This window comes from Zoogloea sp. GDB6, from assembly GCF_056724105.1.
Genome location: NZ_CM161497.1, coordinates 3,967,657 through 3,982,619, shown reverse-complemented (window position 1 = coordinate 3,982,619; position 14,963 = coordinate 3,967,657). Strand labels below are relative to the sequence as shown.

At 64.9% G+C, this 14,963-nt stretch carries 12 protein-coding genes; 6 read left to right on the top strand and 6 right to left on the bottom strand.

Annotation, left to right across the window (positions count from 1 at the left end):
* Nucleotides 1-104: 104 nt before the first annotated feature.
* Nucleotides 105-983: a nitrogenase iron protein gene (gene nifH, locus AC1PQG_RS18090; RefSeq protein ID WP_481119197.1), complete on the bottom strand. Its 879-nt coding sequence runs from the start codon at nt 981-983 to the stop codon at nt 105-107.
* A 209-nt stretch (nt 984-1,192) separates the two neighbouring features.
* Between nifH and AC1PQG_RS18085 the strand changes: the two genes are divergently transcribed.
* The 4 genes from AC1PQG_RS18085 to AC1PQG_RS18070 all read left to right on the top strand — a co-directional run bounded on the left by AC1PQG_RS18085 (nt 1,193) and on the right by AC1PQG_RS18070 (nt 6,077).
* Nucleotides 1,193-2,050 carry an NAD(+)--dinitrogen-reductase ADP-D-ribosyltransferase gene (locus AC1PQG_RS18085; RefSeq protein ID WP_481119196.1) on the top strand — a complete coding sequence of 286 codons (858 nt, stop codon included), beginning with the start codon at nt 1,193-1,195 and terminating at the stop codon, nt 2,048-2,050.
* A 277-nt stretch (nt 2,051-2,327) separates the two neighbouring features.
* Nucleotides 2,328-2,954 (top strand): nitrogen fixation protein NifQ, encoded by a 627-nt coding sequence (locus tag AC1PQG_RS18080; protein ID WP_481119195.1) that lies wholly within the window; start codon nt 2,328-2,330, stop codon nt 2,952-2,954.
* A gap of 111 nt (nt 2,955-3,065) precedes the next feature.
* Nucleotides 3,066-3,926 carry an SIR2 family protein gene (locus AC1PQG_RS18075; RefSeq protein WP_481117818.1) on the top strand — a complete coding sequence of 287 codons (861 nt, stop codon included), beginning with the start codon at nt 3,066-3,068 and terminating at the stop codon, nt 3,924-3,926.
* 69 nt (nt 3,927-3,995) lie between these two features.
* Complete coding sequence (locus tag AC1PQG_RS18070; protein WP_481119194.1) at nt 3,996-6,077, top strand: hypothetical protein; 2,082 nt, start codon at nt 3,996-3,998, stop codon at nt 6,075-6,077.
* A gap of 12 nt (nt 6,078-6,089) precedes the next feature.
* Here the strand turns inward: AC1PQG_RS18070 and AC1PQG_RS18065 are convergent, their stop codons facing one another.
* The 5 genes from AC1PQG_RS18065 to AC1PQG_RS18045 form a co-directional block, all read right to left on the bottom strand.
* Entirely contained in the window at nt 6,090-6,776 is a 687-nt protein-coding gene (locus tag AC1PQG_RS18065; RefSeq protein WP_481119193.1) for a 4'-phosphopantetheinyl transferase family protein, read from the bottom strand.
* Nucleotides 6,777-6,781: 5 nt separating this feature from the next.
* Nucleotides 6,782-7,714, bottom strand: a complete 933-nt coding sequence (gene secF / locus AC1PQG_RS18060) for a protein translocase subunit SecF (RefSeq protein WP_481119192.1) — start codon at nt 7,712-7,714, stop codon at nt 6,782-6,784.
* Nucleotides 7,715-7,744: 30 nt separating this feature from the next.
* Entirely contained in the window at nt 7,745-9,604 is a 1,860-nt protein-coding gene (gene secD / locus AC1PQG_RS18055) for a protein translocase subunit SecD (RefSeq protein WP_481123027.1), read from the bottom strand.
* A gap of 83 nt (nt 9,605-9,687) precedes the next feature.
* Nucleotides 9,688-10,020, bottom strand: coding sequence for a preprotein translocase subunit YajC (gene yajC / locus AC1PQG_RS18050; RefSeq protein ID WP_481119191.1), 333 nt, complete (start codon nt 10,018-10,020; stop codon nt 9,688-9,690).
* A 206-nt stretch (nt 10,021-10,226) separates the two neighbouring features.
* Nucleotides 10,227-10,553, bottom strand: a complete 327-nt coding sequence (locus AC1PQG_RS18045) for a hypothetical protein (RefSeq protein WP_481119190.1) — start codon at nt 10,551-10,553, stop codon at nt 10,227-10,229.
* A gap of 316 nt (nt 10,554-10,869) precedes the next feature.
* Here AC1PQG_RS18045 and AC1PQG_RS18040 point away from each other — a divergent pair, with 316 nt between their 5' ends.
* Nucleotides 10,870-13,080, top strand: a complete 2,211-nt coding sequence (locus tag AC1PQG_RS18040; protein WP_481119189.1) for a UvrD-helicase domain-containing protein — start codon at nt 10,870-10,872, stop codon at nt 13,078-13,080.
* A gap of 37 nt (nt 13,081-13,117) precedes the next feature.
* Nucleotides 13,118-14,959, top strand: a complete 1,842-nt coding sequence (locus tag AC1PQG_RS18035; protein ID WP_481119188.1) for an asparagine synthetase B family protein — start codon at nt 13,118-13,120, stop codon at nt 14,957-14,959.
* Nucleotides 14,960-14,963 lie beyond the last annotated feature (4 nt).

Below are 14,963 nucleotides of genomic sequence, written 5' to 3'. Positions count from 1 at the left end.
TGTTGCTCCTTTTGCGTCCCGCTAATCTGCGGCGACGAAATCAGGTTGGCGGAGAAGGTGCCGGCCGGGCGCAGCCGGCACCAAGGTACGGCGTAGCGCGCTGATCAGGCGGCCAGTTCGGAGGCAGTCTTGCCGACGATGGACTCGTCTTCCTGCTCCATGATGCCGAATTCCATCAGCAGCTCTTCCAGCTCTTCCATTTCGATCGGGGTCGGGATCACGAACTTCTTGTTCTCGAACACCTTGCGAGCCAGAGTGCGGTACTCGTCGGCTTGCTTGTGGGTGGGGTCGTATTCGATCACGGTCATACGACGGATTTCAGCGTGCTGCACAGCGTTGTCACGCGGCACGAAGTGGATCATCTGGGTGCCCAGGCGCTCGGCCAGGGCGATGATCAGTTCGTCTTCGCGGTCGGTGTTACGGCTGTTGCAGATCAGGCCGGCCAGACGCACGCCACCGGAGTTGGCGTACTTCACGATGCCTTTGGCGATGTTGTTGGCGGCGTACATGGCCATCATTTCGCCGGAGCAGACGATGTAGATTTCCTGGGCCTTGTTCTCGCGGATGGGCATGGCGAAGCCGCCACACACCACGTCGCCGAGCACGTCGTAGAACACGAAGTCCAGGTCTTCGTCGTAAGCGCCTTCTTCTTCCAGGAAGTTGATGGCGGTGATAACACCACGGCCAGCGCAGCCGACGCCGGGTTCCGGGCCACCGGATTCGACGCACTTGACGCCGCCGTAACCGACGGACAGGACGTCTTCGAGTTCGAGGTCTTCGACGGAGCCGGCTTCAGCAGCCAGGGCCATGACGGAGGTCTGGGCCTTCGAGTGCAGGATCAGGCGGGTGGAGTCAGCCTTCGGGTCGCAGCCGACGATCATGACCTTCTTGCCCATTTCGGCCAGAGCCGCTACCAGGTTCTGGGTGGTAGTAGACTTACCGATACCGCCCTTGCCGTAGATGGCGCATTGACGCAGTGCCATTTCGATTCTCCTTGGGTTTATCAATCCGACGAGACCCTATGCCTCGTGTGATTACCTAATCGCAAGCGCTGTGCCATGTCCTGATTGTTTATTCAAGTTATTGAATTTATTCTGTTAAATGATTTTTGTAGGGTGCTGTTGTCGCGTGTGGGATGCGACAAGACCCCACGCTTTGTAGGGAGTTTCACAGCTTGGAGGATGTCGTCGGAGTGAAAGGGGAGGAAAGCGTGCCGGCTTTGCCGAGGGGCGCGCGTCTGCCGATCAACCGCTGCAACCTGCCGGCGGCGATCATCGGTGGCCTGACCTACCAGCGGAATCCGGCGCCGCTGGTCATCGACGGGGTGTGGGAACTGCACCGCAGCCTGTTCGAGATGCTCGATGGGCTGCCCGACGTGGCCCGGCGGGCCCAGCGTTTCGTTGACTACATGGTGGTGAGCTTTCGCCTGGAGGCGCTGGAGGAGGCCGGGCTGAGTCCGGACTTCGGGCGCCTGGCGCCGTGCCGCAACCGCGCGCCGGCGCGCGGCAACAGCAATTACCAGCGCGTGGTGCGCGGCTGGGCCTTTGACGCGGATGGCCGCGAGGCGGCGGTGCTGAAGGGCTGGGTGGAGTCGCGCTTCGGGCTGACGCCGCGCTACCACCGGGGCTCGTTGGCCGACACCGGCAGCGAGGTCTACTGGCGCTACCTGGAGGCCCGCTCGGCCGGGCTGTATGGCACCAATGCTCTCGAGGCGCAGCTCGATCTCTTATATGCCTACACGCAGTACGAACTGCACCGGCCGGACCCGGACCGCACGCACCTGACGCTGTACCGCGGCGTGAACAAGCTCGACGCCCACGAGCGGATCGCCGGGCACGGGCGTTCCGACAGCATCTACCTGCTCAACAACCTCAATTCCTTCTCGACGTCCCGCGAGCGGGCCAGCGAGTTCGGCGACTACATCCTGCAGGCCGAAGTCCCGCTGACCAAGATCTTCTTCTACAACCACCTGCTGCCCGGCATGTTGAAGGGCGAGGACGAGTTCGCGGTGATCGGCGGCCTTTACGCGGTGCAGGTCACCACCTTCTAGGTGATGGCCTCCGGGGGGCGCACTGTCTTCTTGAGGAAGGTCGTGGGATGCGTGGTTTCGCACGACGGAACAATCAGCACGGAATCGTCCAGTAACGGCTTGTCGTGAATGCGACAACTGGCAGGAAGCCCGCGGGGGAGAGTCTCGCCCCGCAACCGACATAGAAGCGGCAGGCCGCACCGGGCGCGGCATTGGCGGGGCATGGGAAGCTGTTCCGGGTATGGCACGGGCTTTGCGTAAAGACTGGCATTCGAGGTCAATCTTTTCGGAGGCCATCATGGCGAGCCCTGCCAATCTGAACCTGCAACTCCTCGCTGCAGCCGGCGATCCGTCCGACGTGACCACCATCGCGCTGGCTGGCGTGATCGCCGGCGCTGCGCTGCGCCCGGCCGAGTATTCGGCGCCGATCGCCGGCTTGGGCGTGGAGGAGTTCGCGTGGCTGCTGGAGAGCGAATTCCCCTACCTGGAATGGGATGCCCACCTGGCCCTGCGTGCAATGCAGAAGTCGGCGCCGCGCCCGTCCAACTCCCTCGACGAGTTTTCCGACCTGCTGGCCCTGCTGTGGGACCACCGGGCCGAGGACGACACGCGCAGCCTGTGGCTGGCCTGTGCGGTGTCTACCGCCTGCATGTCGGCCAATCACCTGTGGCAGGACATGGGCCTGCCGTCCCGCCACATGCTTGGTGAGGTGCTGCAGAGCCACTTCCCGGTCCTGCACGGTCTGAACAGCGGCGACATGAAGTGGAAGAAGTTCTTCTACAAGCAGCTGTGCGACCGGGCCGAGGTGCATGCCTGCCGGGCGCCGAGCTGCACGGTGTGCAATGACCGCCCGACCTGCTTCGGCCCCGAGGATGGGCTGCCGCTGGCGGCCTTTGCTCCACCCGCAATGGCCCTGCATGCCTGATTTCCGTTCGCACCGGCTCGTTCGTCCGCCGGCCGTGGCAAGCGGCCGGTGCGGCGCTTGCCGCGATTTCCGCGTTTGTCCTCCTTCTTCTCCATCCCCACGGAGTCATCCATGAGTCAGACCATTCCCGCCGATCTCCTGGCCAGCTTGCATGCAGGCCTCGCTTCCGGCGACATCGTTCCCTACCTGGGCGCCGGCGCGCTGTCGCACGTCACCCATAAGGTTTCCGGCAAGCCGATCCCGGCCGACAGCAACAGCCTCATCCTGGCCATGAACAACGGCCAGCCGATGGCGCCGCGGCTGATGTACGAATTCCCGCGGGCGGCGATGAACGTCGAGCTCAAGCGCGGCCGCGCGGCGGTGAACAAATTCCTGATCGCCACCTACGGCTCGGACGAATGGACCGATTCAGCCTTCCATGGCTGGCTGACCGGCTTCAACCCCGACTACGTGATCGACATCAACCGGGACACCCAGCTGCAGCGTCTGTGGTCGAAGACGCCGCACATCCTGGTGGTGGGCATCGCCCGCATGGCTGGCACGGCCTTCCGCTACCGGCTGTATCAGCACGACGGCGAGAAGTACGCCGAGGTCAGCAACGAAGGCGTGGACAGCTCGCTGCCGGTGCTCTTCAAGCCGATGGGCACGCCGTGGCCGCAGCCGGACTTCATCGCCTCCGATGCCGACTACGTGGATTACATCACCGAGCTGATGGGGGGCTTCTCCATTCCGCCTTTCCTGAAGGCTCGCCGGGTGGGCAAGCGCTACCTGTTCCTCGGTCTGCGTCTCAACCGCGACACTGAGCGGATGGTGATGAGCGACATCATCTACGACTGTGCGACCGGTCCGGCCGCCTGGGCGATGATCGAGGAGCCCACCGCCAAGGAGCGCCGCTTCTGCGCGCGTCTCGGCATCGAGATCATTGAGGCGCCGATCTCGGCGCTCTACGGCGAGGCGCTGGCCGCCGCCTGATCCCGCGGGCAGGGCGGCTTCCAGGCCGTCCTGCCGAACCAATGATCACGGACCGGGTCCATCCGTGATATGCAGAATACCCAGACCCCCTCCATCGATGCGCTGCTGGCATACGTCCATGCGGTGCTCCCGGATCATCGCCAGGGGCCGCGCGACCTGCGCAAACTGGCCATCTACTTGCGGGCATTGCTGATCGCCGAGGATCTTCCCGACCGTATGGACGCCTGGCGGGCACTCAATGGCTGGCTGGCCGGTGGTGCCCTGTGGAACGACGTCTATATCGATTCCGCAGATGTCCACGGTTCTGCCACCCAGCGTTTTGCGGTGCTGATGGACGTGCTGGCCGCCCATCCTGAGCTTGCTGAGGCGGTCCGCCACGCCCTTTGCCTGATTCTCGATGAAACCGACGGGGCCAACCTGTTCGGCGAAGTGGGCATCCCCAGTGACCGGGGCTTTCTCTCCGAATTCGGCGATCGCCTGACCACGCGGCTGATTCCGTCACCGCGGGACGACCACGACCTGGGCCACCTGATGAGCCGCAGTTACACGCGGACGCGGGATCTGACGCTGGTCCGCGGGCTGCAGCCGTCGTCCTTCCAGCGCCTGGTGGATATCTTGTTCCCGGCCGAGGAGCCGGCGATGACGGCGGCGCTGCAGCGGGCCATGGCCGACGGCTTCCGTCTGCTGCTGGCGCGGTTGCAGGGCCAGGGCCTGTCCCAGAAGCTGCGCACGCGCAGCCAGCCGGGGCCGGTGTCCCGCTCGCCGTTCCGGCGCCTGGCCGACAGCGGCGAGAACCTGCTGTGCGCGTGGGAGCGCGGGAGTCTGCCAGGCCCGCTGCTGGAGGCCTGGTCGGCCGGCGTGGCCGCCTGCCGGGACGAGATGCATGTGATCTCCACACGGCTTGAAGCGGAAGGCATCAGCGTCGATATCGTCTATGGCCTCGATGTGCTGGAGCGCTGCCTGGTGCGCCTGGAGGCCATCGTCGCGGTGATGCAGGCCGGGCGCAGCAGCCCGGCGCCGGCGCTGGCGCTGCTGCAGCAACTGGCCTTCGCGGCCCACGAGAGCACCAGCCTGTGGCACGTGGTGCGCAGCAACCTGCGCCGCCTGCAGCGACGCATCGTGGACCGCGCCGGCGAGACCGGCGAACACTACATTGCCGAGACGCCAAAGGACTACCGGCATATCTGGGTGGCGGCAGCCGGTGGCGGATTGCTCACCGTGGCGACTGCAGCGATGAAGATGGCGATCGCCGGCGCCGGTCTGGCACTGTTCCTGGAGGGGCTGGGTTCCGGCCTCAACTATGCGCTCAGCTTCCTGCTGCTGCAGGCGCTCGGCCTGATGCTGGCGACCAAGCAGCCGGCGATGACCGCGGCGACCTTCGCGGCGATCATCCGCGACAGCAAGGGCGAGGCACGCCTGGAGCGCATCGTCGATTACGCGGCCTGCATCTGCCGCTCGCAACTGGCGGCCACCATCGCCAACGTGGTGGTGGTGGCCTGCGGTGCCTACGCCTTCGACGCCGCCTGGCAGTGGGCCACCGGCCATTCCTACCTGAGCCGCGCCGAAGCCAGTTACGTGTTCCATGCACTGAGCCCGGTGGACAGCGGCACGGTGTTCTACGCTGCGCTGACCGGCTGCATCCTGTACCTGGCGGCGCTGGCCGGCGGTTGGGTGGATAACTGGGCGGTCTATCACCGCCTGCCGCAGGCGATTGCCGAGCACCGCCTCGGTCACCGTTTCGGTCGTCTGCGCATGATCCGTCTGGCCGGCATCGTGTCGCGCAACATGTCGGGCTGGGCGACCAACATCTCCCTGGGCCTGATGCTCGGCATGACGCCGGTGCTGGGGCGCTTCTTCGGCCTGCCGCTGGATGTGCGCCACGTGACGCTGAACTCCGGCATCCTCAGCCTCGCCACGTCGGCGCTGGACGTGGAGCTCAGCACGGGCCTGCTGTCCCTGGCGGTTGCCGGGGTGGCGGTGATGTTCGTGCTCAACCTGGGGGTGAGTTTCGCGCTGTCGCTGCTGACGGCGGTGCGTGCCTACAATCTGCCTAAGTCGGATCTGAAGGAGTTGCGGCGGCGCCTGTGGCAGCGCCTGCGCCGCCAGCCGCGGGATTTCCTGATGCCGCCGCGTCTGCCGCAGCCGGCCTGACTTCGCGCCGGATTATTCCGCGACAGGCCATTGCCTGACGTGGACCGGGCGTACCACGTCGGAAACCACCAGGCTGGCTGAGTGGGTGGGGGCTAGTGCCAGGCTTTGCGGATGCCAGGTCTGCATCCTGCCCAGGTCATCGGGTAGCAAGCGGGGGGCGGTGTCGGCTTCGCTGCCGTCGAGGGGCGGTGGTGGTGACATCACGATGCCGGTTCCGCGCGCCTTGGCGAAGGCTTCGATGCGGGCCCACCAATCGAAGAAGGCGTGTCGCTGCCGGGCCGATGGATAGTGGAGAAAGGCGGTGTAGGCGGCCGGGGTGAGGTGGGGCTGAAGGATGGCGGGATCCAGCGCGTCGTCCAGCCGGCGCTCCACATCGATGCCAACCCGTCCGTGGTGGGTGACGGCGACGACGGCGAGGCCGTCGCAGTGGGAGGTGTTGAAGTCCAGTTCGATGCCGGCCAGGGACGGGCGGTCGAACGGATTGCGGGTGAAGGGCAGGGCGTGGGGCGCCAGGCCGGTGTGCCGGGCGAGGATTTCCCGCAAGGCGGCGCGGCGCAGCATGAAGCGGCGGCGGTCACGCTCCCGCATAAAGCGCTGCGCCCGTGCCTGTTCCCCTGCATCGAGCAGGGACCAGGCACGGGCGCAGTCTTGGGTGGGGCTGTCGAGATCCAGCACCCACAGGGTGATGCTCCGATCCACGTGGATCAGACGACGGCTTCCTGCTTTTCCTTCTTGGGCTGCATGAACTGCTCGCGGGACACGCCCAGCCACATGACCAGCGGGCTGGCGACCAGCACCGAGGAGTAGATGCCGAAGCAGATGCCGATGGTCAGCGCGAGGGAGAAGTAGAACAGGGTCTCGCCGCCGAAGACCAGCATCGACAGCACCATGATCTGGGTCGAACCGTGGGTGATGATGGTCCGGCTGATGGTGCTGGTGATGGCGTGGTCAAGCACCTGCGGGGTGGTGAGGCCGCGCTTCTTCTTGAAGGTTTCGCGCACCCGGTCGAAGACCACCACCGATTCGTTGACCGAGTAGCCGAGCACCGCGAGGGTGGCGGCCAGCACCGGCAGCGAGAATTCCCACTGGAACAGCGCGAAGAAGCCCAGGATGATGATGACGTCGTGCAGGTTGGCGATGATCGCGGAGACGGCGAAGCGCCATTCGAAGCGCATCGCCAAGTACAGCACGATGCCGCCGATCACCAGCAGCAGGGCCATGGCGCCGTCGGAGGCGAGTTCCTTGCCGACCTGCGGGCCGACGAATTCGACGCGGCGCAGCTCGGGCTTGGGGCCTTCGATGGCGCCGAGGCTGGCGATGACCTTCTCGCTGAGCTTGCCGGTTTCGATGCCGTCCCGGTTGGGCAGGCGGATCAGCACGTCGCGGGAGCTGCCGAAGTTCTGCACCTGGGCGTCCTGGTAGCCTTCCTTGGCCAGGGCGTCACGCAGCTTTTCGAGGGCCGGCGGTTCGCTGTAGCTGACTTCCATCAGCGTGCCGCCGGTGAATTCGACGCTGAAATGCAGCCCCTTGGTGGCGAGGAAGAACACCGCGAGCAGGAAGGTGATCAACGAAATGACGTTGAACACCAGCGCGTGCTTCATGAAGGGGATGTCTTTGTGGATCCGGAAGAATTCCATTTTGCGTGTCCGTTTCGTGTTCTGTACGCGTCAGACGCCCGGCTTCCAGACCTGGCCGATGGCCAGTTTCTCGAGCTTGCGCTTCTTGCCGTAGATCAGATTCACCAAGCCGCGGGAGACCAGGATGGCGCTGAACATGGAGGTCATGATGCCCAGGCAGTGCACCACTGCGAAGCCGCGCACCGGGCCGGAGCCGAAGATGAGCAGCGCGATGCCGGCGATCAGCGTGGTGACGTTGGAGTCGAGAATGGTGTCGAAGGCGCGGTCGTAGCCGGCGTGGATGGCCGCCTGCGGGCTGGAGCCGTTGCGCAGTTCCTCGCGGATGCGCTCGTTGATCAGCACGTTGGCGTCGATGGCCATACCTAGCGTGAGGGCGATGGCGGCGATGCCGGGCAGCGTCAGCGTCGCCTGCAGCAGGGACAGCAGGGCTACCAGCAGCAGCAGGTTGGAGGCCAGCGCGATCACCGACACGAAGCCGAACAGCATGTAGTAGAGGCACATGAAGACGGCGATGGCGATGAAACCCCACAGCGTGGAGTGGAAGCCCTTGCTGATGTTGTCGGCGCCGAGGCTCGGGCCGATGGTGCGTTCCTCGATGATCTCCATCGGGGCGGCCAGGGAGCCGGCACGCAGCAGCAGCGCGGTGTCGGTGGCCTCTTCGGAGCTCATGCGGCCGGAGATCTGCACGCGGCCGCCGCCGATTTCGCCACGGATGACCGGGGCGGTGACGACTTCGCCCTTGCCCTTTTCGATGAGCAGGATGGCCATGCGCTTGTTGACGTTCTCGCGGGTCACATCCTTGAAGATGCGTGCACCGGCGGCGTCCAGCGTGAGGTGCACGGCGGGCTCGTGGGTCTGGCCGTCGAAGCCGGGCTGGGCGTCGGTGAGGCGCTCGCCGGTCAGCACGACCTGCTTCTTGACCAGCAGCGGACGGCCGCCGCGCTCGTTGTAGAGCTCGGTGCCGGCCGGCACGGCGCCGGTCATGGCGGCCTCAAGGGCGCCCGGGGTGTCGTCCACCATGCGGATTTCGAGGGTGGCGGTGCGGCCGAGGATGTCCTTGGCCTTGGCCACGTCCTGCACGCCGGGCAACTGGACCACGATGCGGTCGAGGCCTTGCTGCTGGATCACCGGCTCGGCCACGCCGAGTTCGTTGATCCGGTTGTGCAGGGTGCTGATGTTCTGCTTGATCGCGAATTCCTGGATGGTCTTCTGGGCCAGCGGGGTGAGGTTGGCGGTGAGCTTGAAGTCGGCGCCGTCCTGGCCTTCGACCAGTTGCAGGTCGTTGGTGTTGGCAGTGATCACGGCCTTGGCGCGGGACTGGTTCTCGGTGTCGCGGAAGCGCACGACGACGCTCTGGCCTTCGCGGGTGATGCCGATATGGCGAACGTTCTTGTCGCGCAGCAGGGTGCGCAGGTCGCCGGTGGTGGCGTCGAGGCGCTTGGTGACGGCGCCCTTCATGTCGACCTGCAGCAGGAAGTGCACGCCGCCGCGCAGGTCGAGGCCCAGGTACATGGGCAGCGCGTGGATGCTGGTGAGCCACTGGGGGCTGGCCGACAGCAGGTTGAGGGCGACGACGTAGGACGGGTCGCTGGCATCGGGGTTGAAGGCCTTTTCAACGGCGTCCTTGGCCTTCAGCTGGGTGTCGGTGTCATGGAAGCGGATGCGCACGCTGTTGAGGTCGGCAAACAGGCCGTCATGCTGGAGCCCGGCTGCGGCGAGGCTTTCTTCCACGCGCTTGAGGGTGGCGGCGGTGTCCAGCTTGAGGGTGGCCTTGCCGCTGGATACCTGGACAGCGGGCACCTCGCCGTAGAAGTTCGGCAGGGTGTAGATCAGACCCCACAGCAGCACGAGGCCGATGAGGAGGTTTTTCCAGAGGGGGTAGCGGTTCATGGTCGGGCGGAAAGGGTAGATGACAGGCGCGGTGGCGCAGCGGCGCATCAGCACGGCCGGGACAGGCCCGGCCGTCAGCCGGATCAGATCGACTTCAGGGTGCCCTTCGGCAGTACGGCGCTGATGGCGCCCTTCTGCACGACGATCTGGGTGTTGGCGGCGATTTCGACGGTGACGTAGGCGTCGCTGAGTGCGACGACCTTGCCGACGATGCCGCCCTGGGTCAGGACTTCGTCGTTCTTCTGCAGACCTTCGAGCAGGGCCTTATGTTCCTTGGCGCGCTTCATCTGCGGGCGGATCATCAGGAACCACAGTACCGCGAACATGAAAATCAGCGGCAGGACGCCGGTGAGGCTGGACAGGGGATCCTGTCCGGCGGCCGGTGCGGCCTGGGCAAAGGCGTTGGAAATCAGCACATTAAACTCCGGTGGGCAGATGCAAAGCTCCGGATTATAGCAGCAGCCTGCGGCAGGCTTTCGACCGGCCACGCCCGGCATGGAGGCTGGCGGGAATGACGAAAAAAAGCGGCGTCTGCCTTGCGACAGACGCCGTCAATCTCCACGAGGGAGAGGAGGGAGAAAAACCCGGTTGGCTCGGCCTCTGGGGGGCCGTCTGACAGCGCTCAGGCTGCCTTGCTCATCTCGTCGCAAAACCGCTGCCAGTTGGCGGACATTGCAGAAAACATTTGCTCGGCAGCCAGCAAGGGCAAGAGGCCCATGCGGTGCTGGCTGCGCATGAAGGTTTCCATGTGCGGGGTGCAGAGGGTGTTCTGCTCCTCTTTCAGAAGCTCGAGGAAGCGGCCTTCGGCAGCGCCCCAGAATTCGGACGTGCCGACCCAGCCGGTATCGGCGGTGGCTTCGCGCAGCGCCTTGCGCCACAGTGCTTCTGCTCTTTCAACGGACACGCCGGCCTTGCGGGCGTGCCAGGGTAGGGTTTTGGGTGTCTTCATTTGCTGTTACTCCGGTATGGGGAGCATCAAACAACGCGGGGCTACTTCTGACAGCCGCTCGCTGGCGGCTTTGTGGTGCGCTGCAAAACGGTGTTTTACGGCGCGTTTCCCTGATTCTGTGTAGCTTTGTTAGCCCTCGATACGGCTTGTTTGCTGCATTGCACAACTCAAGTTTAGGTGCTTGCGACTCCGACCGCAAGGTATGGCAGTCTTTTTTTCATTTTCGGCGAGGTAATTTGTCACAAAAAACCTGGGCCTCGGTTGAGCTTCGGGCGGGCGGTAGAATGGCGGCCTTCGCTGCCTTACGTATCGCTCCATGTCCCAGCTGCTCGACAATCTCAATCCCGAACAACTCGCTGCCGTCACGCTCGAGCCCCAGCATGCGCTGATCCTTGCCGGCGCCGGTTCGGGCAAGACGCGGGTGCTCATCACGCGCATTGCCTGGCTGCTGCAGAATGGTTACTGCAGTCCCCAGGGCATCCTGGCCGTGACCTTCACCAACAAGGCTGCCAAGGAGATGCTGACCCGCCTGTCGGCGATGTTCCCGGTCAATACCCGCGGGATGTGGATCGGCACCTTCCATGGCCTGTGCAACCGCATGCTGCGTGCCCATTACCGCGATGCAGGCCTGCCGCAGTTGTTCCAGATCCTCGATTCCGGTGACCAGCTGGCAGCGATCAAACGCCTGCTGAAGGCCCTCAACGTGGACGACGAGAAGTTTCCGCCAAAGGAGCTGCAGCACTTCATCAACGGCCAGAAGGAGGCGGGTACCCGCCCCGCGGCGGTCGAGGCCTGGGACGACTACACCCGACGCCGTGTCGAGCTTTACATGGAGTATGAAGCACAGTGCCAGCGCGAGGGAGTTGTGGATTTCCCCGAGTTGTTGCTGCGCAGCTACGAATTGCTGGAGCGCAACGAGCCGATCCGCCGCCATTACCAGGGGCGTTTCCGCCACATCCTGGTGGATGAGTTCCAGGACACCAACGTGCTGCAGTACCGCTGGCTGAGCCTGCTCGCCGACGGCGGGCGCGAAGGCAGCGCCAGCCTGTTCTGCGTGGGGGACGACGATCAGTCGATCTACCGCTTCCGCGGTGCCGAGATCGGCAACATGCGCGACTTCGAAAAGGACTTCAAGGTCGGTAGCGTGATCCGCCTGGAGCAGAACTACCGCTCCCACGGCAACATCCTCGATGCGGCCAACGCGCTGATCGCCAACAACAGCAAGCGCCTCGGCAAGCAGCTGTGGACCGACCGCGGCGCCGGCGAGCCGATCCGCGTCTACGAGGCTTTCACCGATACCGACGAGGCACGCTGGGTCGTCGAGGAGATCCAGTCCCTGGTGCGGGACGGCATGAGCCGTGCCGACATCGCGCTGCTGTACCGCTCCAATGCCCAGTCGCGGGTGCTGGAGCACCAGCTGTTCTCCAGCGGGATCCCTTACCGCGTGTATGGGGGGCTGCGCTTCTTCGAGCGCCAGGAGGTGAAGCACGCGCTGGCCTATCTGCGCCTGATCGCCAATCCGGACGACGACACGGCCTTCACGCGGGTGGTCAATTTCCCGACCCGCGGCATCGGCGCCCGCTCGCTGGAGGTGCTCGGCGATGCGGCGCGCACCTGGAACACCCCGTTGTACCAGACGGTGCCGCATCTCAGCGGCAAGCCGGGGGCGGCGCTGGCCCAGTTCGTAGCGCTGATCGAGCGCCTGCGCCAGGAGACGGCCAGTCTGCGCCTGCACGAGATGGTCGATCACGTGATTGAGCTGTCCGGACTGCGCGCCCACTACAAGGCCGAGAAGGAAGGCCAGGAGCGTCTGGAGAACCTGGACGAACTGATCAATGCGGCGGCCAACTTCAGCGCCGAGCTGGGCGCCGGCGAGGTGCCGGGGGAGCACGGCTCGACGCTGGCCGAGTTCCTCGCCCATGCCTCGCTGGAGGCCGGCGACCACCAGGCCGACGTGGGCATGGAGGCGGTGCAGCTGATGACCGTCCATGCGGCCAAGGGGCTGGAGTTCGACGTGGTCTTCCTGTCCGGCCTGGAGGAAGGTCTGTTCCCCCATGAGAACAGCGCGCTCGAACTGGATGGGCTGGAGGAGGAGCGGCGCCTGATGTACGTGGCGGTGACGCGGGCCCGCCAGCGCCTGTACGTGAGCTTCACGCAGAGCCGCATGCTGCACGGCCAGGTGCGCTACAACCTGCGCTCGCGCTTTCTGGAGGAGATCCCCGAGGGTCTGCTGAAGTGGCTGACGCCGCCCAATCCGCGGCGCAGCTTCGTGTCCGAGCCATCCACCCGCTACTACAACCCGGGTACGTCGCGGCCGGCCGCGCCGAGCATGCCGCCCCCCCCGCCGCAGAAGTCCCGCGACCTGGGCGGGCTGGCGATCGGCCAGAGCGTGCGCCATGCGCGCTTCGGCGACGGGGTCATCGTTTCCGCCGAAGGAAGCGGTAATGATGCCCGCGTCCAGGTCAAGTTTGCCGAGGCCGGCAGCAAGTGGTTGATGCTGGCAGTGGCAAAGTTGATACCCGTGTAATGGATTTCAATGACAATATTGTTTGCATGTTGTTTGAATGAATTCATTTGGAGGCGGCGAATTGGAGTCGGAACTGGATAGCAAGTCCTTGATCGAGGTGCGCGTTGAAACCGCCGCCACCCCTGCGGCCGAACTGGTGCTCCGCCAGGATGGCGACCAGTGGGTGGGGGAATGGCAGGGGGGGCGCTTGCGCGTCCGGCGTCCGGCCGTCGTGGCAGAGCGCGACGGACTGGTCTGCATCGTGCGTGGCAGTCCGCGTAGCGTGGAGGGAGGGAATGCCCGTTCAGCAGAGCACTGGCTGGGCCTGTTCGCCAGCCGGGGCAGTGAGGCCATCGCGGACATCAGGGGGCGCTTCGCGATCGCCTTGATTGACACCCGCCGCAATGTGGTCACCTTGTTCAACGACCGTTTCGATACCGAACCGTGGTGCTACGCAGAGGAGAAGGGCGCCCTGGCCTTGTCGGACCGGGCCAATGGCGTTCCTGTCCGCAGCCGTACGGTGAGCAGCCAGGCGATCTTCAACTATCTGTATTTCCACGTCATCCCGTCGCCGGATACCGTCTTCAACGAGGTGCGCCGCCTTCTCCCCGCCTCACGGCTGGACTGGAAGGGCGGGGCGCTGCAGCTTGCGCGCTACTGGACACCGCGTTTCGATGAGCATCCCGGCCTGAGCCTCGAACAGGCCAAGGGGCGTTTCCTGGACATCGTGCAGGCATCCGTCGAGCGGGAGTACACAGGGGATGGAACGGGCGCCTTCCTGTCCGGCGGAACCGACAGCTCCTCGGTTTCCGGCATGCTCTGCCGCATCAGCGGCAAGCCGGCCAAGACCTATTCCATGGGCTTCGACGCCCAGGGCTACGACGAGATGGAATATGCGCGCATCGCAGCGCGCCATTTCAAGACCGATCACCACGAATATTACGTTACCCCCGACGATCTGCTCGATGGTATTCCGAAGGTGGCGTGTTCCTACGACCAGCCCTTCGGCAATTCTTCCGCGGTGCCTGCGTGGATCTGCGCGACTCGGGCCCGCGAGGATGGCGTCACCAAGCTGCTGGCCGGTGATGGCGGTGACGAACTGTTCGGCGGGAATTCCCGCTACGCGACGCAGCGCATTTTCGGTTGGTACAACACCATTCCCTCGTTATTGCGGGCGGCTGTCGTCGAACCCATTTCCGCGCTGCCGGGGATGAAGCGCATTCCCTTGGTACGCAAGGGCGTGAGCTACGTCGAGCAGGCGTCCATTCCGATGCCCGATCGACTCGAGATCTACAACCTGCTGATCCGCCTCGGCATGGACAAGGTGTTTACGCCGGGTTTCCTCAAGGGGATCGACGTGCATGGGCCGGGCCAGTTGCAGCGCGCTACCTGGGCCGAGGTTGGGGATGCCAGTCTGGTGAATCACATGCTCGCCTTCGACTGGAAATACACGCTGGCCGACAACGATCTGCCCAAGGTCGTCGGCACGACCCGTCTGGCGGGGTTGGATGTAGGTTTTCCGCTACTGAGTGACGAGCTGCTCGACTTTTCCCTGACCTTGCCGACGGAGTGGAAGCTCAAGGGGCTCAAGCTGCGCTGGATGTTCAAGGAGGCCCTGCGCGGTTTCCTGCCCGATGAGATCATCACCAAGAAGAAGCACGGCTTCGGCCTGCCCTTCGGCGTCTGGGCGATCAAGCATCCGGGGCTGCGCAAGCTCGCCACCGACGCTCTGGAGTCCTTCTCCGCCCGCGGTGTCATGTCTCCGGCATTCCTGCGGGAAGTGCTCGAGAAGCGTCTGCCGGAGCATCCCGGCTATTACGGCGAAATGGTGTGGATCGTCATGGTCCTGGAGTTCTGGCTGCAGGCCCATGCGCCGCAGTGGCGCTTCGACGGCGCTTGATCGG

Coding starts and splice junctions, on each gene's coding strand:
- secF (WP_481119192.1), bottom strand. CDS start 7,714: ATGGAATTCTTCCGGATCCACAAAGACATCCCCTTCATGAAGCACGCG.
- secD (WP_481123027.1), bottom strand. CDS start 9,604: ATGAACCGCTACCCCCTCTGGAAAAACCTCCTCATCGGCCTCGTGCTG.
- AC1PQG_RS18040 (WP_481119189.1), top strand. CDS start 10,870: ATGTCCCAGCTGCTCGACAATCTCAATCCCGAACAACTCGCTGCCGTC.
- AC1PQG_RS18075 (WP_481117818.1), top strand. CDS start 3,066: ATGAGTCAGACCATTCCCGCCGATCTCCTGGCCAGCTTGCATGCAGGC.
- AC1PQG_RS18080 (WP_481119195.1), top strand. CDS start 2,328: ATGGCGAGCCCTGCCAATCTGAACCTGCAACTCCTCGCTGCAGCCGGC.
- AC1PQG_RS18035 (WP_481119188.1), top strand. CDS start 13,118: ATGAATTCATTTGGAGGCGGCGAATTGGAGTCGGAACTGGATAGCAAG.
- nifH (WP_481119197.1), bottom strand. CDS start 983: ATGGCACTGCGTCAATGCGCCATCTACGGCAAGGGCGGTATCGGTAAG.
- AC1PQG_RS18070 (WP_481119194.1), top strand. CDS start 3,996: ATGCAGAATACCCAGACCCCCTCCATCGATGCGCTGCTGGCATACGTC.
- AC1PQG_RS18045 (WP_481119190.1), bottom strand. CDS start 10,553: ATGAAGACACCCAAAACCCTACCCTGGCACGCCCGCAAGGCCGGCGTG.